Source organism: Amycolatopsis sp. MJM2582, assembly GCF_000754115.1.
In the GTDB taxonomy this organism is placed as follows: Bacteria; Actinomycetota; Actinomycetes; order Mycobacteriales; family Pseudonocardiaceae; genus Amycolatopsis; species Amycolatopsis japonica.
Map to the genome: position 1 here is coordinate 615,688 of NZ_JPLW01000007.1, position 19,925 is coordinate 635,612.

Sequence of the window (19,925 nt, forward strand, 5' to 3'; positions counted from 1 at the left end):
TGACTACAGAAATCATAGTGTCTCAGCCATCGGTCAACGCGAACCAGCCGGGGAGTACCGATGACGAGCACCTCCGAGCAGCCGGTCCTGGTGGCAGCCGCCACCGGGGAACCCGAGGTCAACCCGTACCTGATGGGCGTCTACGCCCCGGTCGGCGACGAGATCGACGCGAGCGATCTCGAGGTCGTCGGCGAGATCCCCGCGGACCTCAACGGCGTGTACCTGCGCAACGGGCCGAATCCCCGGTTCGAGCCGGAGGGGCGCTACCACTGGTTCGACGGCGACGGCATGATCCACGCGGTCCATCTGGAGAACGGCAAGGCCCGCTACCGCAACCGCTGGGTCCGCACCAAGGCGTTCGAGGCCGAATCCGAAGCGGGCAAGGCGCTCTGGAAGGGCGTCATGGAATCGCCCAAGGGCAACCCGTTCGGCAACACGCACGGCCTGAACGTCAAGGACAGCGCCAATACCGACCTGATCTTCCATCGCGGCAAGGTGCTCTCGACCTGGTACATGTGCGGCACGCCGTACGCGGTCGATCCGCTTTCGCTGGAGACACTGGGTGCCGAGGACTTCCTCGGCACGCTGGTCGGCGACATGATGGCCCATCCGAAGGTCGACGAGCGCACCGGCGAGATGTTCTGGTTCGACTACGGGCCGCGCCCGCCGTACCTGCGCTACGGCGTGATCAGCGCGGACGGCAAGGTCGCGAGCACGACCGACATCGAACTCCCCGGCCCGCGCCTGCCGCACGACATGGCGATCACCGAGAACTACGCCGTCCTGATGGATCTACCGCTGGTCCAGGACATGGAGGCGGCGCGCAACGGCCGTCACCGGCTGGTGTTCGACCGGTCGTTGCCGAGCCGGTTCGGGGTGCTCCCTCGCTACGGTAACGGTAGCCAGATCCGCTGGTTCGAAGCCAGCCCGTGCTACATCTACCACGTCGTCAATTCCTGGGAGCAGGGCGAAGAAATCGTCCTCGACGTCTGCCGCGTCCAGCGCCCGCAACCGCGCGCGGACGCCCGCACCCCGCTCGCCAAGATGCTGTCGTACCTGCGGCTGGACGCTTCGCTGCACCGCTACCGGTTCAACCTCCGGACCGGGCAGTGCCTGGAGAACCAGCTCGACGACGACAACACCGAATTTCCGTCCGTCGACTCGAGGGTGGTCGGCGGCCGGAATCGCTTCTCCTACGCGGTGCACATCTCGCCGGAGTCGACGCTCAAATTCGACGGCCTGGTGTGCTACGACAATCTTGCCGGCGCCAAGACCGAACACCGGTTCGGTCCGGGCCGGTGGGGCAGTGAGGCACCGTTCGCACCCCGCGACGGCGCGGCCGCCGATTCCGCCGACGGCTATCTGGTGACCTTCGTCCAGGACGAGCGTGAGGGGCGCTCGGAGCTGGACGTCTTCGACGCCGCCGATCTCGCTGCCGGACCCGTGGCCAGGGTCCTGTTGCCCCAGCGGGTCCCGCTCGGTTTTCACGCGACCTGGGTACGAGCGGACCAGCTGGAACCTTCCCGTGATCGATGATCCCCGTCGCACTCGCCCGCCGGAGGGGGATGGGCAGGTGTGTCAGGGCCGGAAAGCCGCGTCCGAGTCGCCCCTTCCAGGGGGTGGGGCGACTCGGACCCGGCATCGTGGACGAAACGCCGGGCGAGCGCGCCGACCGCGGTCGCGGCGGTGAACACGAGGGCGGCGACGCCCGTCTCGGTCGTGAACTGGAGCGCGCCCAGTGTCCCGACGGTGAATCCCGAATGGACACCCCAGGCGATCACCGCCGTCCCGGCGGTCGCGGTCAAACGCGTCGCGACACCGGTGACGAGGACGACGAAACCCAAGGCCAGCAAGGAAAAGACGTGATGTCGCGCCGAACCGAGGAGTCCGGCCACCGACGCCGCGACGACGACGGCGGCACAACCGAACGGGAAGCCGAAACACTCGGGTTTCCTCATCCGCCCAGTCAACTCCGCGTCACCGGCCGTGCCGCGGGCGTGAACGCCTTCCCTACGGCTCCGCCGGGAACCTTGACGGAATCCTGACCCCGGTCAGGCTTCGCGCGCGTGCGCGATGATCGCGTCGGCGATCGCGGGCCACAGCTGCCGCGGCAGTTCGTGGCCCATTCCGGGGAACAGCAGCAGTTCCGCGTCCGGGATCGCTTCCGCGGTCGCCTTCCCGCCGCTGACGTTGATCAGCGGATCGCTCTCGCCGTGGATGACGAGCGTGGGGACGTGGACGTCGCGCAGCTTCGCCGTGCGGTCACCCGAAGCGACGACGGCGGCGGCCTGCCGCAGTGCGCCTTCGGGGTGATTCGCGCGGTCGTAGTTGCGGGTGGCCTTCATGCGCAGGAACTCTTCGTCGGACGGGTGACCGGGCGAACCCACGAGTTTGAACCACGCGATGCCGTCTTCGATCGCCTGCTCCCGGGTGGCGGCGGGCGGCCGCGTCAGCCCGGCGAGCGCGGCGGGTTCCGGATGCCCGACCGAGGGATCCCCGGTGGTCGACATGATCGACGTGAGGCTGAGCAGCCGCTCGGGCGAGTCGATCGCGAGCTGCTGCACGATCATGCCGCCCATCGACGCCCCGACGACGTGCGCGCGGGCGAAGCCGAGCGCGTCGAACAGGCCGGTGATGTCGGCGGCGAGATCGGACAGCAGGTACGGCGCGGAGGTCAGGTCGCCCGCGGCGAGTGCCGCCAGATCCGGCGCGGGGAGATCGTCCAGATAGGACGAAAGGCCGATGTCGCGGTTGTCGAAGCGGACGACGTGGAACCCGCCCTCGGCGAGCAGTGCGCAGAAGCCCTCCTCCCACGTCACCATCTGGGCGCCGAGTCCCATCACCAGGACCAGCGGCGGATCCGTGGGGGAGCCGAAGGTGTCGTACTCGAGTTCGAGACCGTTCACACGCGCGCGGGGCATGGCCTGATCCTGCCGGAAGCCCCCGCCGTCCGACCAGCCGAATGCGGATACGGTAGCCCGCATGCCGACTTTCTCCGAAGACGCGGGTTCCCGGCCGAGGTCCCGCGCGGCTTCCGGACGGCCGGCCGTCACCAGGGACCGGATCGTCGACGCCGCGCTGGAGCTGTCGGCCGAATCGGGCCTGGAGAACTGGACGTTGCGGCAGCTCGCGGCCGCCGTCGACGCCTACCCAGCGGTGGTCTACCACCACGTCGGCGACCGGGACACCGTCGTCGTCGCGGTGCTGGACCGGGTGGTCGGCGAACTGACGCTGCCCGACGAGACCCTGCCGTGGCGGGACTGGTTCGACGAGTTCCTGCCGACCGTGCGGACCGTGCTGCGCCGGTATCCCGGTTCGGCGCGCCGCCTCGCCCTGTTCGGGCCGTCGGTCGCCGCCGCCGTGCCGACCATGAACACCGGCATCGGCCGTCTGCTCGCGGCCGGTTTCGGCGGCGAGGCGCCGTTCGCCTACAACCTGCTGCTCGCCACCGCCTGCCAGTTCGTCGCGATGGAGGACGACCGGGAGAGCGCGATGGCGCTCCAGCTCGACCGATGCGAGGGCTACGCGGCGTACCGCACGCGCGAGGACCTGCCCGGAATGGCGGCGCTGGGCGAGTCGATCGCCGAGCTGGTCGCGGATCCCGACCTCGCGGCCGGTTACTACGAGCGGCTTTACCATTACGCCGTGCAGCGTTGTCTCGACGGTCTCGAACTCCGGCTCACCCAGCTGAACGCAATCAGACGTTTGACAGAGCCGTGACAGGGAATCGGCGTAGTGTGGAGGAATACCGGTGCTCGTCACCGGTCCCGAAGCCCCTGGCACCAACCTCCCCCTCGAGGTGCCGGGGGCTTCTCCCTGCTCTCAGCCTCGCTGGATCTCCGGGAAGACCTCACCGACCAGCGTGACCAGCGATTTGCTCAGCAAGGTGTGCACCTGCGCGCGATCGAGTGAACCGCGCACGAGCCATTCGCGGCCCGCCGCCTTGACCATCCCGCCGAACGCGCGGACGAGCGCGTTCAGCTCCGGCCCGTGTTCGCTTTCGCGGGAGAGGCCGACGGCTTCGAGCACCCGGTCGGCCGATTCGCGATCGGCTTCTTCGAGGATCCGTTCGACCTCGAGGTCCCGGCCGATGCCCTCGGGCGCGATCGCGGCCAGCCACATCTTCTCCTGGCTGGTGACCATGTCCAGGAACCAGTCGATGGCGACGTCGGCGCGCAGTTCGAGCGGGCCCTCCGGCAGGATCTCGACGGCGAGCCGCGGCACGGTCAGCGCCCGCCGGATGATCTCCAGGTAGAGCTCGCGTTTCGTGCCGAAGTAGTGGTTGATCAGACCCCTGGCGACCCCGGCCTCGGCGGCGATGTCCGAAGTGGACACTTCCGAGTACGGGCGGTCGGAGAAAAGGCGGGCCGCGCAGGCGAAGATCTGCTCCTTGCGCTCGTCCGGTTCCAGTCTCCGCCATCTCGGCGCCGGCTCGGTGGTCATGCGGTCAATCTTCCCACGATCGATTCAGCCCGGCCGGGCAACTGCTCGATTCCTGTGACATTCAAAAGCAAAGTGTCAGTTAATCCGGCGTGTACCGTCTGTTGGCCCGCTGGTCTTTACCGTCTTCAGTCAGGTGGCATGCCGTGCGCGCTGTCGGGGCGCGTTTGCCTCCTACCGGCCCGGCCTGGCGAGTAACCCCCCCTAGCTCGCCAGGCCCGGGCCTTCTTCTTTCGGCGAGGGGCGTTCGGCGGGCAGCAGCAGCGTGAACGTCGTCGGCGCCGGGCTGGTCAGCCGCAGCCGCCCGCCTTCCGCCTCGGCCAGGCTCCGCGCCAGCCGCAGCCCGATCCCGTTGCCTTCGTGGTCCTCGGTCCGGTCGACGGTCGCGAACGGATCGTGCCCGTCCTCGATGGCGCCCTCGTCGCTCACGTCGATGGCCAGCGCGTCGCCGGCGTCGCGCGCGAGGACGGACACCGTGCCGCGTCCGTGGGTCGCCGCGTTGTCCAGCAGTACGGCGAGCACCTGCCGCACGGCCGCGTCCGCCGCCCGCGCCGGCAGGGCGTCCCGGCCGCTGATCCGCAGCGCGCGGCCGCGTGCGGCGAGCAGGCCGTGCCAGGTCTGGCGGATCTCTTCGAAAAGTTTGCCCAGGTCGAGCAGCGCGCGCGGGGCCCTTGTCTGTTTGGCCAGCGCCAGCAGGTCGTCGATGGTGCGTTCGAGCCGGTCGGCCGAGGCGATGCCGTCGCGGATCGTCGCGTAGGGGTCGCGGTCGGGGCTTTCCAGCGCCGCCTCCAACTGGAGCCGAAGCCCGGTCAGCGGTGTTCGCAGCTGGTGGGAGGCGTCGGAGGAGAAGGTCCGCTCGCGGTCCAGCGTCTCGCCGATCCGCTCGGACGTGACGTCGAGCGCCTCGGCGACCTGATCGATCTCGTGGACCCCGGTCCGGCGGGTGCGGACGGTGAAGTCGCCCTCGCCGAGCCGTTCGGCGGTGGCGGCCAGATCCTCCAGCGGCCGCGCCAGCCGGGTGGCGATCCGGCGCCCGATCAGCCAGCTCGCGCCGATCGCGATCCCGGCGAGCGCGATCATCTTCAGCCAGGTCAGGCGGATCTTGGCGTCCAGTTCCGACCGGGGATGGGCGGCGCGGACCACCCCGACCAGCGACGGTCCGCTGAGCACCGGGACCGCCAGGACGATCTCGTCGTCGCGGGTGCCGGTCGCCATGTCGGTGTAGTGCGCTTCGCGGACGAAGCGGTCTTCGCTGTTCGGGCCGTTGCCTGCCAGGAGCCTGCCGGTCGGGGTGTAGACCGCGACCCTGATCCCGCGGATCCGCCCCTCCTCCTCTTTGACCGGTCTCAGTTCCGGGACGCGGCCATTGGCCAGGTCGCCGGCCACGCCGAGGACGACGGTGTCGGCGACCCGTTCGAGGTCGTGGGTCGAGTTGCCCTCGTGGAACTTGGCGACCGCGATGGCCAGCGGCGCCCCGAACAGGGTGATCGCCAGCACCGCGGCCAGCACGGTGAGGGTGACGATCCGGCGGCGCACGCTCAGAGTGTGGCCGAAGTGCGAGAGGATCACCCACCCGACGCGATATTTTGCCGTCCGTTGACCTGAGATCAAGGCGATGTTGACCCCCTTCGCCTTACCTTGGGGCCATGCGCCGACGTGCCGCCGTCATGGCAGGCCCGGGGCCCGGATCCGTCCCCCTCGTCCGGTTCGCCGTCCCGGGCGAGTGTGTGGCCGTGCTGCCCGCCGGAAGTGGCGAGCCCCTCCTCGGCGCCCCCGGTGTCGGCGTGCTGCTCCGGCGCGGGAACCTCTTCGACCACCTCACCGTCGAGCGGAACGTCGTGCTGGCGGGGCGGCTCGCCGGGCGGCGCACCGCGGGCGACCTGCTCGACCTCGTCGGGCTGGCCGGACGGGGCGACGACTACCCGGACACGCTTTCGGCGCTGGAAGGCGCGCGGGCCGGGGTCGCCGTCGCGCTCGCCGGAGCGCCTGACGTGCTCCTCGCCGACGAACCCGCCGGAGAACTCGACGGGCTCGCCGCGCTCGAACTCATGGATCTGCTGTGCGCCGTCGCGGCCCGCGGGACGGCCGTCGTCGTGGCGACCCGTGACCCCGAGATCGCGGCGGCCGCGCAGCGGATCGTGAGAGTGGCGTGACGGCGCCACTCGTCCGCGCCGACGAGCTGGCACACACCTACGGTTCCGGCCTGACCGCCGTGGTCGCCGTGCACGGCGTCACCTGCGTGATCGGCGCGGAGACCCGCGCGGTGGTGACCGGCAGGGCGGGCGCGGGGAAGACCACGCTGCTGCATCTGCTCGCCGGGATGAAGAAACCGACCGCGGGCACCATCGACTGGCCCGCCTTCGAGCCGTCGCCGCCGGGACCCGACCTGATCGGGCTGGTGCTGCAGGACGGCGGGCTGCTGCGCGACCTCGACGTCCGGCTCAACGTCGCCCTGCCGCTCGTACTCGCCGGGCGGACCGGTACGGCGGTCCGTGACGCCGTCGACGGGGCGCTGGAGCTCGTGGGCCTCGGCGGCTTCGCCAAGAAGGCGCCCCGCGAGCTGACCGGCGAGCAGATCCGGCTCGCCATCCTGGCCAGGGCGCTCGCGCCCGCGCCGAAACTGATCCTCGCCGACGACCCGGCGGGCTGGCTCGACCAGCGCGAGGGCGAGCGGCTGCTCGGCAGACTCGTGCGGGCCGCGGACCAGCTGGCCGCCGGATTGCTGGTGGCGACGGCCGAAGCCGCCCCGGCCGGGCTGTTCGGGGAACAATGGGTCATGGTCGACGGGAAGCTGGTGCTGGACCGGTGATCGCCGCGATGGCGTTGTGGGTCGGCGGGATCGCGCGCGTGCGCCCCGCCAGGCTCGGCGTGCCCGCGGCCGGGGTCGCGATCGTGACCACGCTGCTCGCGGTGCACGACTGGACCTGGGCCCCGGCGCCGCGCTGGATCCCCGCGATGGTGCTGGTGGTGCTGCTGTCCACCCCCTCGGCGAGGGTGCTGCGGGCGGATCAGGATCTGCTGCGTGCCCGCGGCGCCACCGGCGGGCAGGTGGTCGGGCTGGCCGCGGCAGAGGCCGCGGCGGCCGGGCTGGCGGGCGGTGTGGTCGGGAGCGTCGTGTCCCTGGCTTGTGGCTTCGCGACCGGTACGGGCGTAGCGGTCGCCCGGGAAATCGTTCTCTTGCTGCTCGCCGGAGTGCTCGTGGCGGCACTCGCCATCCTGCCCCCGGTGCTGCGCGAGTGGTACTTCGTCCCGGCCGACGGCGGGCCGCCCTGGTGGTCGCCCTACGGCCTCGACGTCATCCTGCTCGCGCTCGCCTTCGTCTGGCCGCTGTTCGGCTGGGCGGGCGGCACGATGCTGCTGTGGCGGCTGGTGGAGCTGGGGCTGCGGAAGGGAAAACGGGCGATCGGCGGGATACTCCGGCCGCTCGTCTCGGGACTCGCCGGCGTGATCGCGCTGTCCATTTCGTGGCGGAGCGCGCTCCTGGCGCGGTCTCTGGTGCTGGTCGCGCTGGCGGTGGCGTTCGCCATGGCGACCGCCCTCACCAAGGACGGCTGCGGCGAGGCCGAGGTGGATCTGATCGCTTCCTTGATCCTCGCGGCCGCCGCGGCCGGGCCGTCGTTCGGGGCGGCGCTCAACGAACGTCGCCGCGATCTGCTGATCGTGAGCACACTCGGCGGGAAACGGCGGCAGGTGGCGGCGTTCATCGCGGGTGACGCGCTGGTGGTCGGCGGCGGCGGCCTGATCGCCGGGCATCTGCTGGGCGTGCTGTTCGTCTTCGTCTCGAAGGTGGAAAGGGTGCCTTCGCCGCACGGCTACTTCGGGCTGCTGGCGCTGGTGGTGATCGGGTCGTGTGTGGCGGCGTCGGCAAGGATCGCGCAGCTCGCGGCTCGCGACGAGGTCTCCGACCTGCGCGATTACTGATTCTCGAAGGGTTGTTCCAGGCGGTAACCGTGGCCGCGCAGGGTCGAGATCCTGGGCGCCTGCTCGGGCGTGGGCGCCGATTCGGTCAGCTTCCGGCGCAGCGCCGCGATGTGGACGTCGAGCGTCTTCGTGGAGCCGTACCAGTGCGCGTCCCACACCTCGGACATCAGGGTGTCACGGCTGACCGCGACACCCGGCTGCTCGGCCAGCCGGGCGAGCAGGTCGAACTCCTTGGCCCGCAACGCGATCTCCTTGCCGCCGACGCTGACCCGGCGGCCGGCGGTGTCCACCCGCAGATAGCCGATGGCGATCGCGGGCCTGCTCTCCGGCGGCGCCGTCCCGCGCCGCAGATGCGCCCGCACCCTGGCGAGCAGTTCGCCGAGCCGGATGGGTTTGGTGAGGTAGTCGTCGGCGCCGGCCTCCAGGCCCACGACGACGTCCATCTCCTCCTGCCGCGCGGTCAGGATGACCAGGACGGCGCCGGGCAGCTCCGCCCGCAGCCGGCGGCAGACCTCGACCCCGTCCAGATCCGGCAGGCCGAGGTCGAGCAGGACGAAGTCGATGTCGCCGTCCGCCGCGGCCGCGAGCGCGGTGCGGCCGTCACGCTGCCAGGAAACCTCGTAGCCGTGCAGACGGAGGGTCGATTCGAGGACGCCGCCGATCGCGTCGTCGTCTTCCACCACCAGCAGTTTCGGCATGCGGGGCAGCTTAACCGTTGAACACTGTTCTTTTCGGCTTGGACGTTAGGAACACCACCCGTTCCGTAACGGGGAGCTAACGTTTCCTTCGATATGTCCATAAAGGACAGAGCGCGACGGCCGCGAGGCACAGCCAGGCGAACACGTCACCGACACGGGCGTACACGCTCTGTGTTCTCGCTGAGTGTCATGGCAACCGACCGACGCGCTCCGTCCGTACGGTCAGGAAACGTGGTCGCGGTAGGCCTTGACGGTCTCCGCGAGCACCTCGTCACCGGGGCGGCGCCAAAGGTCGGCGTCGAACACCTCGACCTCGATCGGCCCGGTGTACCCGGCGGCCTCGACACACGCTTTCAGCTGCCGGTGGTCGATCGGGCCGTCGCCGGGCAGCGCCCGGCCGAGCAGAGTGTCGGTCAGGGGCACCTTCTGGTCGCAGACGTGGAATCCGGCGATCCGGCCCGCCGCCGCGGCGATCGACTCCTCGATCCGAGGATCCCACCACACGTGGAATTCGTCGACGATCACGCCGACCTGATCGGCCGGATGCTCCAGCGCGATCGCCAGCGCCTCGTCCACAGTGGACAGGACCGAACGCTCGGCGCACTGCATGGGGTGCAACGGTTCCAGGCCGAGGCGGACCCCGCGCTCACCGGCGTACGGCGCCAGCTCGCCGACCGCGTCCGCCACCCGCTGCCGCGACGACTTCAGGCTGCCGTTCACCCCGCCGACGACCAGGACGAGGACGTCCGCCCCCAGCGCGGCGGCTTCGTCGATCGCCTCCCTGGTCTGCGCGACACCGTCCACAGGGGAGCCTTCGGGGGTGACCCCGGTGAAGAAACCGCCACGGCACAACGACGACACGCCGACGTCGTACTCCTTGAGTAACCGGGCGGCTTCTTCGACGCCGGTCTCGGCGACCTTGTCCCGCCACAGGCCGATCCAGCGGACGCCCGCCTCGGCGCAGCCCGCGACGGCCTCCGGCAGCGACCACGCCTTGGTGGTGATCTGGTTCAGGCTCAACCGGTCCATCAGGCCACCCCCGCCGCGGCCAGCAGCGGCCGCATCCGTGCGACGGCGAGGTCCGGATCGGTCAGCGCGCCCGCGGCGTCGGCCAGGCGCAGCAGTTCGGCCAGATGCGTGATGGAGCGGGCCGACTCGCGGCCGGCGACCATGCGGAAGTGGTCCTGGTGCCCGTTGAGGTAGGCGAGGAAGACGACGCCTGTCTTGTAGTTCCTGGTGGGAGCACGGAAGATGGCCCGGCTCAGGGCGACCGTCGGGTCGAGCAGGCCGTGGAAACCGGCCTTGTCACCCTCGTCGAGGCGGGCGAGCGCGGCGCCCGCGACCTGCGCCACGGCGTCGAAGATGCCCAGAAGTGCTTCGCTGTGGCCCTGGTCGTCCCCGGCGATGAGCTCCGGATAGTTGAAGTCGTCGCCGGTGTAGCACTTGACGCCTTCGGGCAGCGCGCGGCGGAATTCGGTCTCGATCGACGCGTCGAGTACGGAAACCTTGACCCCGGCGATCACGCCGGCGTGCTCGGCGCAGAGCCTGCCCAGTTCCTCGGCCGCCTCGCGGACGTCGCCGTGGCCCCAGTAGCCCGCCAGCGCCGGGTCGAACTGCTCGCCCAGCCAGTGCAGCAGGACCGGGCGGTCCGCGCCGGAGAGCAGTTTTCCGTACGCGGCATGGTAATCCGCGGGCCCGGAAGCCGACGCGGCGAGCGCGCGGCTGGCCATCACGACCGGGATCGCACCCGCCTCGCCGACCAGGTCCAGCTGCTCGCGCCAGGCGTCCACAATGGACTCGGCGGTCGCTTCACCGGCGGGGAGCTGATCGGTGCCGACACCCGCCACCCACGGCCGTCCGGCGGCGAGCGCCCCGGTGCGGCGGATCAGGTCCTTGGTGGTGGCCCAGTCCAGGCCCATCCCGCGCTGCGCGGTGTCCATGGCTTCGGCGACGCCGAGACCGCAGGACCACAGGTGCTCGCGGAAGGCGAGCGTGGTGTCCCAGTCCAGCACCGCGCCTTCTTCGGGGTCGGCGGGGGCGAACGGGTCGGCGACCACGTGCGCGGCGGCGTAGGCGATGCGGGAGGTCGGCGGCGTCGCCGGTTTCGCGGGCGTTTCCGCCCCTCGCGGCGTCCACTCCACCAGTCCGCCGTCGGCGGTGGGAAGGGCGATCAAGGTCATCGGGTCTCCGTGGCGCGGGGTGTGAGAAAGCGCTTTCTCGGACCACGTTAAGTCACCCCTCGGGCCACACACAAGGGTTTCAGCGGGCGGGAGCGGCGGTGCTGCGGCGCAGGACGACCTCGCCGGACATCTTCACCACGCGCGGCCGGGTGCCGGGGGAGGCCTTGAACGCCAGGTCCATGGCCCGTTCGCCCAGCTTCTCCAGCGGCAGCGCGACCGTGGTCAGCGCGGGCGTGAGATCGCGCACTACCGGGATGTCGTCGAAACCGGCGATCGACATCTCGCCGGGCACGGAGACCCCGGCGTCGCGCAAGGCCGACATCGCGCCGATCGCCATCACGTCGGTCACCGCGAACACGCACGTCGGCCACTGCTTGCGCGGCCGGGCGAGGACCTTCTCCATCGCCTCGTAGCCGCCGTCGCGGGTGAACGCCGCCTCGAAGACGTCGTCTTCGGCCAGTTCGACGCCGTGCTCCAGCAGTTCCGCGGCGAATCCGTCGAGGCGGTCGACGACGGTGGTCAGGCTCTTCGGCCCGGCGAGCACGGCGAAACGCCGGTGTCCGAAGTCCAGCAGGGCCTTCGCCAGTTCGGCGCCGCCGCCCCGGTTGTCGGGCTGGACGGTGTCCACTTTGAGTCCGCGGTGCCTGCTGACCGCGGCGACGTGCCCACCGCCGCGCCGGTACGGCTCGAGTTCGGCGGCCATCGCCTTTTCCCACGCCTTGTCCTCGAACGCGGAACCGATCAGCAGAATGGCCGACGCGCGCTGGGCACGCAGCGTCGAAACGTACGCGACCTCCTTGGCCGGATCGCGGAACGTGCTCGCGAGCATCACCAGAAGATCGTTTTCACTCGCCGCGCGCATGATCCCGCCGGCGATCGCGGCGAAATACGGGTCGCCGACGTCGTGGCAGATCACTCCGACGGTCGGCTGTGAGCCACCGGCCAACGCCTGAGCGTGAGCATTGGGGGTATAGGAGAGCTCGGCCGCCGCGGCGATCACGCGTTCGCGGAGATCCCCCCGGACGGTGGCGGTGCCGTTGAGTACGCGGGACGCGGTCGCGAGCGACACGTCCGCGGTGCGCGCCACATCTTCCAGCGTCACGTGGGGGCGGGCCTTCATCGATCCTCCAAGCTGGCGTTTGGGGCATAGTGGCGGACATGCTCGGCCTTTATCCGGAAATCGAACCTTACGTCCAAGGGATGTTGCCCGTCGGTGACGGCAACGAGATCTATTGGGAGGAATGCGGCGATCCCGAGGGCAAGCCGGTGATTTTCCTGCACGGCGGCCCCGGGGGCGGTTCGAGTCCGAGACATCGCAGACTGTTCGATCCGGACCGGTACCGCATCGTCCTTTTCGATCAGCGCGGCTGCGGGCGCAGCACGCCGAACTGCGCCACCCCGGAGGCGGACCTTTCGGTCAACACGACGTGGCATCTGGTCGCCGACATCGAGCGCTTGCGCGAGCATCTGGACATCGAACACTGGATGGTCTTCGGCGGTTCGTGGGGGAGTGTGCTCGGGCTGACCTACGCGGAAACCCACCCGGAGCGCGTCACGGAACTCGTCCTCCGCGGGGTGGCCACCCTGCGGGTGAAGGAACTGCAATGGCTCTACGGCGGGGGAGCGGCGTTCCTCTTCCCCGAGGCGTGGTCGCGGTTCCTGGCCCCGGTGCCGTATTCGCGCCGCCAGGAGAACCTGATCGAGGTCTATCACGAACTGCTGAGCCACCCGGATCCCGCCGTGCACGGCCCCGCCGCGATCGCGTGGAGCCGGTGGGAGGGGGAGACGGTCAAACTGCGTCCCCAGGACGAGGTGATCGACGCGTTCAGCGATCCCGCGTTCGCCCTCGCGATCGCGAGGATCGAGAACCACTACTTCCGGCACGGCGGCTGGCTGGCCGAAGATCAGCTGCTCCGCGACGCCGGGAAGCTACGGGACATCCCGTGCGTTCTGGTCCAGGGACGCTACGACGTGGTCACCCCGGCCATCACCGCGTGGGAGCTCAGCCAGGTGCTGCCTTCCGCCGAACTGGTGATGGTCGGCGACTCGGGTCACGCGTTCGACGAACCCGGCACCCTGCACGAGTTGATCAGCGCGACCGACCGATTCGCGTCAGACTGGCGGGGCGCCGGTACACGCCAGGACGAGAGGAACGCAGACATGCTTTTCGGTGACGAGCACGTCCGTCGCTACGAAGAGACCGACGGCGAGGTGGGCCACGACTGGGAGAAGGGCGCACCTTGCCTCATCCTCACCACCAAGGGCCGGAAGACCGGCGAGGACCGCAAGTTCGCGCTGATCTACCAGTTCGACGACCAGGGCAACCCGGTGATCGTGGCCTCCAAGGGCGGCGCGCCGGAGGACCCGGGCTGGTACAAGAACCTGCAGGCCAACCCCGAGGTCAAGGCCCAGGTCAAGGCGGACAAGTTCACCGCGCGCGCCCGGACCCTCGAAGGCGAGGAGCGCGCGAAGCTGTGGGAGAAGCTCGCCGCCGTGTGGCCGGATTACAACGAATACGCGAAGAAGACCGACCGCGAGATCCCCGTGGTGGTGCTCGAGCGCGTGTGATCCGCGCCGCGTTCGCGCGTGGTCGTAGCCGAACCGGAGCGGGTTCGGCTACGAATTACGTCCATGGTGCTGAGACCCCGTGAACGCTGGACCGCGCTGAGCCCCGCTTCGGGGGACTTGCTGACGTTCCGCCAGATGATCGCCTTCGGCCGGCGCTTCGCCCGCGCCGGCCGGGGCGCCTGGTTCGCCTTCGCGATCAACGTCGTGTGGCCGTTCCTCGTGCTGTTCACCCGGTTCCGGGTACGCGGCGGTGAGCACCTGCCGTCGTCGGGCGGCTTCCTGGTGGCGTCGAACCACCTCTCGTTCGCCGACCCGACGACGGTGACGGCGTACTGCCTGGCTCATGGGCGCGTGCCGCGCTACCTGGCGAAGGCGAGCCTGTGGGACGCGCCCGTCATCGGCTCGGTGATGCGTTCCGGCAAGCACATCCCGGTCTATCGCGGGGCCGCCACGGCGTCGGACGCGTACCGCGACGCCGTCAGCGCCGTCCGTGAGGGTGAATGCGTCGTCATCTTCCCGGAAGCCACCTTCACGGATCACCCGGACGGGTGGCCGATGCGCGGCAAGACCGGCATCGCGCGGATCGCGCTGGAGACCGGTGTCCCGGTGATCCCGCTGGCGAACTGGGGCACGCACCACCTGCTGCCTTCGGACGCCGTGCTCCCGCGCGCCTTCCCGCGCAAGACGGTGAACCTGGTCGCCGGTCCGCCGGTGGACCTCTCGGACCTCATGACGCCTTCGCCGTCCCGTGAGGTGCTGGAGGAGGCGACCAAGCGGATCATGACCGCGGTGACCGAGCTGCTGATCGAGATCCGCGGCTCGCGTCCCGAGTAGGCAGTCTCACCCTTCGGACCGTCCCGGTGAGGGGTAGGTTTCGAGGTATGAGTGCACACTATGACGTCGTTGTCCTGGGGGCCGGAGTCGGCGGTTACGTGGCGGCGATCCGGGCGTCGCAGCTGGGGCTGAGCGCGGCGGTCGTGGAGGAGAAGTACTGGGGCGGTGTCTGCCTCAACGTCGGCTGCATCCCGTCGAAGGCACTGCTGCGCAACGCCGAACTCGCGCACATCGTGACCAAAGAGGCGAAGTCCTTCGGGATCCAGGTCGAGGGGAAGGTCAGCTTCGACTACCAAGCCGCCTTCGACCGCAGCCGCAAGGTCGCGGACGGTCGCGTCAAGGGCGTGCACTTCCTGATGAAGAAGAACAAGATCACCGAATACGACGGGCACGGCACCTTCCTCGACGCCAACACCATCGAGGTCAACGGCGAGCGGATCACCTTCGACAACTGCGTGATCGCCACCGGCGCGACCGCGCGCCTGCTGCCGGGCACCACGCGCAGCGACCGCGTGGTCACCTACGAACAGCAGATCATGGAAAACGAGCTGCCGGAGAGCATCGTCATCGCCGGCGCGGGCGCGATCGGCGTCGAATTCGCCTACGTGCTGCACAACTACGGCGTGAAGGTGACCATCGTCGAATACCTCGACCGGATGGTCCCGCTCGAGGACGCCGAGGTCTCCGCGGAACTCGCGCGCCGCTACCGGAAGCTCGGCATCGAGGTGCTGACCTCGACGAAGGTCGAGTCCATCGACGACACCGGCTCCAACGTGCGCGTGACCGTGTCGAAGAACGGCGAGCAGCGTGTCCTGGAAGCGGACAAGGTGTTGCAGGCCATCGGTTTCCAGCCGCGCGTCGAGGGATACGGCCTGGACAAGACCGGCGTGGAACTGACCGACCGCGGCGCCATCGCCATCGACTCGCGCGGCCGCACCAACGTCCCGCACATCTTCGCGATCGGCGACGTCACCGCGAAACTGATGCTCGCGCACGCGTCCGAATCCATGGGCGTCGTCGCCGCCGAAACCATCGCGGGCGCCGAGACCATGGAACTCGACTTCGTCATGATCCCGCGCGCGACCTACTGCCAGCCGCAGATCGCCAGCTTCGGCTGGACCGAAGAACAGGCCCGCGAAAAGGGCTTCGACGTCCAGGTGGCGAAGTTCCCCTTCACCGCCAACGGAAAGGCACACGGCCTCGGCGAGGCCGTCGGCTTCGTGAAGATCCTGAGCGACGCTACGCATGGCGAGCTTTTGGGCGCGCACCTGATCGGCCCGGAGGTGACCGAACTGCTGCCGGAGCTGACTTTGGCGCAGCAGTGGGACCTCACGGTGCACGAGATCTCGCGGAACGTGCACGCTCACCCGACCCTGGGGGAAGCGGTCAAGGAAGCCGTGCACGGCCTCGCGGGGCACATGATCAACATGTAAGCGTGAACCTGCCCTGACCTGCGTGTTCGCGGGTCAGGGCAGGTGTCAGAGACCTACCTCTGGCCGGACTCGGTGGCCCCGGAGCGCAAGGCCGAGACGGCCGCCGCCGAGGTCGTGCGCGTGTTCCCGCACCGCAACGCCATCCCCGTCGAGCTGTGGGACCGGCTGATCAAGAGCGTCGGGCACCATTGAGGTGCTGGTCCACGCCGCGCTGTTCCTGGTGGAGCGCCCGCGGTTCATCAAGGACCTGACAGCAAAAGCCCAGGCCGGGGCCAAGATTCGGCTGATTTTCGGAGATCCCGAAGGGGAGAGTGTCGCTCTGCACGGCGACGAGGAGCAGCTAGGCGACGGGACGCTTGCGGCGCGCATCCGCAACGCGCTGGCGTTCTACCGGCCGCTGATCGGGGTAGACGGGGTGGAGATGCGCTTCCACAACACCACGCTCTACAACTCGATCTTCCGCTTCGACGACGAAATGATCATCAACACGCACGTCTACGGCTTCCAGGGAGCCCATGCCCCATCCCTGCACCTCCGCCGGCTATCCGCCGGGGACCTCTTCGAGACCTACTCGGAAAGCTTCGAAGCCGTCTGGAACCTCGCCAAACCCGCCACCTTCTAGGAGGCCACACATGGCACGCGTCGACTACTACAACGACCCGAACGCCCCGAAGGCGAACAGCATCGCGGTCGCGGTGTCCGCGTTCATCCAGGACGACGAAGGCCGAATCCTCATGATCCGGCGCACCGACAACGACCTGTACTCGATCCCCGGTGGGCAGCTCGAACTCGGTGAGACCTTGGCACAGGCTGCCGTGCGGGAGGTTCGCGAGGAGACCGGGATTGAGTGCGAGGTGACCGGGGTGATCGGGCTCTACTCGAACCCGAACCACGTCATCGCCTATGACGACGGAGAAGTCCGCCAAGAGTTCTCGATCTGCTTTCGGGCGCAGTCGCTAGGTGGCGAACTGGAGACGAGCGCTGAAAGCAAGGAGGTGCACTGGGTTGAACGGGACGAGTTAAAGAGTCTAAAAGTTCACCCCTCGATCTCGTTGCGGGTAAGTCACGCGCTCGCTGGAACGAATTTGCCCTTCTATACGTGACTTATAAAATGAGCCTAGCCCTTTCGTAAGGGGGCGCCCTTTGAGTCGACGAGGTAGTCCATGTCCGTCAACCCTGAAGTCAGGAAGTCGTCGTCGAGCAGCTTGAGAATCTTGTATCGGGTCTTCGGTGAAGGCTTGAACACGAGAGATCGCTTTCGTCCCCTCCCGACCGTCTCCACCTCTACGTGTTCATTGACGTCAATGAACTTTAAAAGGTTTTGCATACTTACTGCTTCGGCATACTCGGGGTTGCTCTCGACCTTTCTCCAAATGGAAGCCATCTTTGCCATCATGTTGATGTCACTCGTGGCTGCTCTTCGAAAATCGTCCATGCCTTCGATGCGAAGGATTCCAATAAGAGAGTCGAAAACCTGCGTAGCGTGCCGTTTGAGGTCCTCAACAAACCCAAAGGCTCGTTCAAATACGCCCTTCGCGGTGAAAAATACATAACCTTGAAATGCGATCGCGTCGACTGACTGATTGAACAAGATAACTTCATCATCGAGTTTGTCGAATCCGCCAGATCGAAAAATTGCCGCGACCCACTTGGCTTTAGCGAGACGTGCTGTGTTCCGCGTTATCCGATAGCATGTGACGATTTCGGTCTTGTCTCCTGGGATGTCGATCGCGTTAGCGGTAACCGTCATTTTTAGGTTGTGGGACGCGATTGCCGTCTCGCCATACGAGGGAATAACGCGGCTAGATTCTTCCTCTGTAGCAAGTTCGGACAACAGGTTCACTTCGCTTACCCTGGTCCACATTAAGTGTCCGTCTGGCAAGCTTCGTGACGACATGTACTCGATTAACGTTCGATTTGCGAACGTGTGGACATTCTGAATGTCAGAGTTCAAGAATTCTTGTCGCAAGTTTGTAGTGACGGAGAGTCGCAGAAGGTCTGGCGGCGAGTCTGAGCTTGCCTGGGTGACGACAAATGCGCCGCGAGAAGTCATGTGCTGGGCAAGTTCTAGTAGGGTTCCGAGAGTTTCATCTGCGGTTACTTCGGTTGACTTCATGGGGCAATCTCCCAATAAACTTGACTAGCGAGCGGAACAGCCTTAACCGTAGCTCCAGGCTTGATGTATCTACTTTTCGTGATAAGGGTTACAACTTCTTCGGTGACAAGTTCAATTTCAATTGTTCTGTATCCGAATATTCCCAGGATGGGATTCCAGAAGTACATCTCTCCTTGTGTGTAAAAAAGTGCTATTAGGGCTACGAATATGCCGAGGGCTACCTGTTTTCTCCAGGAGTCTGCCGCGACGGTAAGAAATGGAACCAGGAACGTTGCTATATATGTCAGCATTTCGACGTCTTTGCGTCGGGCAACTTTTGTGGATATTGTGACTCGGTCAACCTTTCTTGTCTGCGAGGAAAGTAGCGCAAGAAGTGCTATGGAAATTCCGGCCAGGCTGTAGCAGACGATGGTCATCGGCCCTCGTCCCCATGACTCTAAGAGAGCGAAGACGATAAGCAGAGGTGAGAAGCTTGACGCAAATAGGATCGCGCGAGCGCGTCGTGTAAGCATCCGGTCTTCCCTCCTTAAGAGACGATTTGTGTTCGTCCTGTGGCAGCGGGGTGCTTAACTTCTGGCTTGCCGAACTTGGCTCTATGGGATCAAGGCGCGCCGCCGTCGGCGGCGCGCTGGTCACCTTGCGTCCGCGTCTCGCCTGCGGGCGCACCTTGCCCGACACGGCGGGCTGCCGCTCCGCTCCGCCCACCGGCCGGGCGGTGCGCCCGCTGAAGCCGTGGACAGGTGCAGCCGCCGCCAGCGGCGCGCAGGTACGCCAAAAGCACGTCGGCCTCCTCACTGAGACATTCGTGCCACCGATGTCGCAGACGGACCAACGGCTGTTACGCGGAGCCATCGCCCCGATGCCAGATCGTCACAACGGCCGTCACGCCGCGTCAAGGCGGGAAAGCGTGCCTTGACCCGACGCGACGGCCGCGTGGATGGCTTCGTATCGGGGAGATGGGGGAGGAGTGGCCAGGCCGTCTCCAGGCCGTCAGACGTCGGGCAGGGGTGAGAACACGCGAGAAGTGTCCAGCCCTATCCGCGCAGGTCAGCGGTCAGAAACAGCGAGCATGCCGAGGTCAGCGAAACCCCGGCATCAAAAGATCAACATGTAAGCCCTCGTGAGTGTTTCGGGTCGTTCTAACGACCCGAAACACTCACGACCACCGGTACCGAGTCGGCGGTTTCGCGTGCTTGGCGGGACGACACGCGTGACTGGATGGACGACACGTGCGAGACCGGGCGCGAGTCGTCCGTCCGAGCACGTGTGTCGTCCCTGTAGTCACGCGTGTCGTCCGTCTGATCACGCGTAATGCCCGTAGTCGCCAGGCGGCCAGTCGCAAAGCGGGCTAGAGCGTGTGGGTGGCGATCAGTTGGCCGATCGCCCGGATGTCGGAGCCTCGGAACTCGAGGCGCACGTTCCCCAGCCCGCTGAACCAGAGGTCCAGTTCCGCGTCGAGGTCGAAGGTGCCCGCGGTTTCGATCGAGAAGGCCTGGATCCTGTTGTAGGGCAGCGAGGTGAAGTCCTTCTTCCGGCCCGTCATGCCTTGGACGTTCACCGCGATCAGCCGCTTGTTCGTGAACACCACGAAGTCGCGCATCGCCTTGAACGACGAGATGATCTCCTCGCCGGGGATGATGATCGGCTGCACCGTCGGCGCGATGTCCTTCGGCTTGCACGGGGTGAGCTTGAAGACGGTGTCCTTGGAGAAGTCAATCATGTACTCCAACATACG

20 protein-coding genes and 1 pseudogene are annotated in these 19,925 nt (G+C 67.6%); 10 read left to right on the top strand and 11 right to left on the bottom strand.

Annotated features, from left to right (window positions below; genetic code table 11):
- The first annotated feature begins 60 nt into the window (after nt 1–60).
- Nucleotides 61–1,536: a carotenoid oxygenase family protein gene (locus ED92_RS37285; RefSeq protein ID WP_037346812.1), complete on the top strand. Its 1,476-nt coding sequence runs from the start codon at nt 61–63 to the stop codon at nt 1,534–1,536.
- Here the strand turns inward: ED92_RS37285 and ED92_RS41495 are convergent.
- Both ED92_RS41495 and ED92_RS37295 read right to left on the bottom strand, forming a co-directional pair.
- Entirely contained in the window at nt 1,485–1,958 is a 474-nt protein-coding gene (locus ED92_RS41495) for a hypothetical protein (RefSeq protein WP_052121105.1), read from the bottom strand. The genes ED92_RS37285 and ED92_RS41495 overlap by 52 nt on opposite strands.
- Nucleotides 1,959–2,051: 93 nt before the next feature.
- On the bottom strand, nt 2,052–2,921 hold the full coding sequence (locus ED92_RS37295) for an alpha/beta fold hydrolase (protein WP_037347031.1): 870 nt from the start codon (nt 2,919–2,921) through the stop codon (nt 2,052–2,054).
- A gap of 61 nt (nt 2,922–2,982) precedes the next feature.
- On the opposite strand from ED92_RS37295, the gene ED92_RS37300 reads away from it, so the two are divergent.
- Complete coding sequence (locus ED92_RS37300; protein ID WP_037346815.1) at nt 2,983–3,720, top strand: TetR/AcrR family transcriptional regulator; 738 nt, start codon at nt 2,983–2,985, stop codon at nt 3,718–3,720.
- A gap of 102 nt (nt 3,721–3,822) precedes the next feature.
- Here the strand turns inward: ED92_RS37300 and ED92_RS37305 are convergent, their stop codons facing one another.
- A complete protein-coding gene (locus ED92_RS37305) occupies nt 3,823–4,443 on the bottom strand; it encodes a TetR/AcrR family transcriptional regulator (protein ID WP_037346818.1) in 621 nt (206 codons plus the stop codon).
- Nucleotides 4,444–4,644: 201 nt separating this feature from the next.
- Complete coding sequence (locus ED92_RS37310; protein WP_037346821.1) at nt 4,645–6,009, bottom strand: HAMP domain-containing sensor histidine kinase; 1,365 nt, start codon at nt 6,007–6,009, stop codon at nt 4,645–4,647.
- A 77-nt stretch (nt 6,010–6,086) separates the two neighbouring features.
- On the opposite strand from ED92_RS37310, the gene ED92_RS37315 reads away from it, so the two are divergent.
- From ED92_RS37315 to ED92_RS37325, 3 genes are read left to right on the top strand one after another with little or no spacing between them, the layout of a single operon-like run.
- On the top strand, nt 6,087–6,593 hold the full coding sequence (locus ED92_RS37315; protein WP_037346824.1) for a lipoprotein ABC transporter ATP-binding protein: 507 nt from the start codon (nt 6,087–6,089) through the stop codon (nt 6,591–6,593).
- On the top strand, nt 6,590–7,249 hold the full coding sequence (locus ED92_RS37320) for an ATP-binding cassette domain-containing protein (RefSeq protein WP_037346827.1): 660 nt from the start codon (nt 6,590–6,592) through the stop codon (nt 7,247–7,249). Before ED92_RS37315 ends, ED92_RS37320 begins: the two co-directional genes overlap by 4 nt.
- On the top strand, nt 7,246–8,361 hold the full coding sequence (locus tag ED92_RS37325) for an FtsX-like permease family protein (protein WP_037346830.1): 1,116 nt from the start codon (nt 7,246–7,248) through the stop codon (nt 8,359–8,361). The genes ED92_RS37320 and ED92_RS37325 overlap by 4 nt, the downstream gene beginning before the upstream one ends.
- Here ED92_RS37325 and ED92_RS37330 read toward each other — a convergent pair.
- From ED92_RS37330 to ED92_RS37345, 4 genes are all read right to left on the bottom strand, one after another.
- Entirely contained in the window at nt 8,355–9,059 is a 705-nt protein-coding gene (locus ED92_RS37330) for a response regulator transcription factor (protein WP_037346833.1), read from the bottom strand. The genes ED92_RS37325 and ED92_RS37330 overlap by 7 nt on opposite strands.
- A 222-nt stretch (nt 9,060–9,281) precedes the next feature.
- Nucleotides 9,282–10,088: a sugar phosphate isomerase/epimerase gene (locus ED92_RS37335; protein WP_037346836.1), complete on the bottom strand. Its 807-nt coding sequence runs from the start codon at nt 10,086–10,088 to the stop codon at nt 9,282–9,284.
- Nucleotides 10,088–11,239 (bottom strand): dihydrodipicolinate synthase family protein, encoded by a 1,152-nt coding sequence (locus tag ED92_RS37340; RefSeq protein ID WP_037346839.1) that lies wholly within the window; start codon nt 11,237–11,239, stop codon nt 10,088–10,090. Before ED92_RS37340 ends, ED92_RS37335 begins: the two co-directional genes overlap by 1 nt.
- Before the next feature lie 79 nt (nt 11,240–11,318).
- Complete coding sequence (locus ED92_RS37345; protein ID WP_037346841.1) at nt 11,319–12,359, bottom strand: LacI family DNA-binding transcriptional regulator; 1,041 nt, start codon at nt 12,357–12,359, stop codon at nt 11,319–11,321.
- A gap of 38 nt (nt 12,360–12,397) precedes the next feature.
- Between ED92_RS37345 and pip the strand changes: the two genes are divergently transcribed.
- The 5 genes and pseudogenes from pip (at nt 12,398) to ED92_RS37370 (ending at nt 17,177) form a co-directional block, all read left to right on the top strand.
- Nucleotides 12,398–13,807: a prolyl aminopeptidase gene (pip, locus tag ED92_RS37350; protein WP_037346843.1), complete on the top strand. Its 1,410-nt coding sequence runs from the start codon at nt 12,398–12,400 to the stop codon at nt 13,805–13,807.
- Nucleotides 13,808–13,870: 63 nt separating this feature from the next.
- On the top strand, nt 13,871–14,641 hold the full coding sequence (locus ED92_RS37355) for a 1-acyl-sn-glycerol-3-phosphate acyltransferase (RefSeq protein ID WP_037346845.1): 771 nt from the start codon (nt 13,871–13,873) through the stop codon (nt 14,639–14,641).
- 47 nt (nt 14,642–14,688) lie between these two features.
- On the top strand, nt 14,689–16,074 hold the full coding sequence (lpdA, locus tag ED92_RS37360) for a dihydrolipoyl dehydrogenase (protein ID WP_037346846.1): 1,386 nt from the start codon (nt 14,689–14,691) through the stop codon (nt 16,072–16,074).
- Nucleotides 16,075–16,116: 42 nt separating this feature from the next.
- Nucleotides 16,117–16,696 (top strand): annotated as a pseudogene (locus ED92_RS37365) (XRE family transcriptional regulator); the annotation flags it as partial.
- Nucleotides 16,697–16,706: 10 nt separating this feature from the next.
- On the top strand, nt 16,707–17,177 hold the full coding sequence (locus ED92_RS37370; protein ID WP_037346847.1) for an NUDIX hydrolase: 471 nt from the start codon (nt 16,707–16,709) through the stop codon (nt 17,175–17,177).
- Between the two features lie 14 nt (nt 17,178–17,191).
- Here the strand turns inward: ED92_RS37370 and ED92_RS42195 are convergent, their stop codons facing one another.
- From ED92_RS42195 to ED92_RS37380, 3 genes are all read right to left on the bottom strand, one after another.
- Nucleotides 17,192–17,917 (bottom strand): Kiwa anti-phage protein KwaB-like domain-containing protein, encoded by a 726-nt coding sequence (locus ED92_RS42195; RefSeq protein ID WP_161791133.1) that lies wholly within the window; start codon nt 17,915–17,917, stop codon nt 17,192–17,194.
- Nucleotides 17,918–18,186: 269 nt separating this feature from the next.
- Nucleotides 18,187–18,606, bottom strand: coding sequence for a hypothetical protein (locus tag ED92_RS42615; RefSeq protein WP_152611105.1), 420 nt, complete (start codon nt 18,604–18,606; stop codon nt 18,187–18,189).
- A 932-nt stretch (nt 18,607–19,538) separates the two neighbouring features.
- Entirely contained in the window at nt 19,539–19,910 is a 372-nt protein-coding gene (locus ED92_RS37380; protein WP_037346850.1) for a PH domain-containing protein, read from the bottom strand.
- Nucleotides 19,911–19,925: the final 15 nt, after the last annotated feature.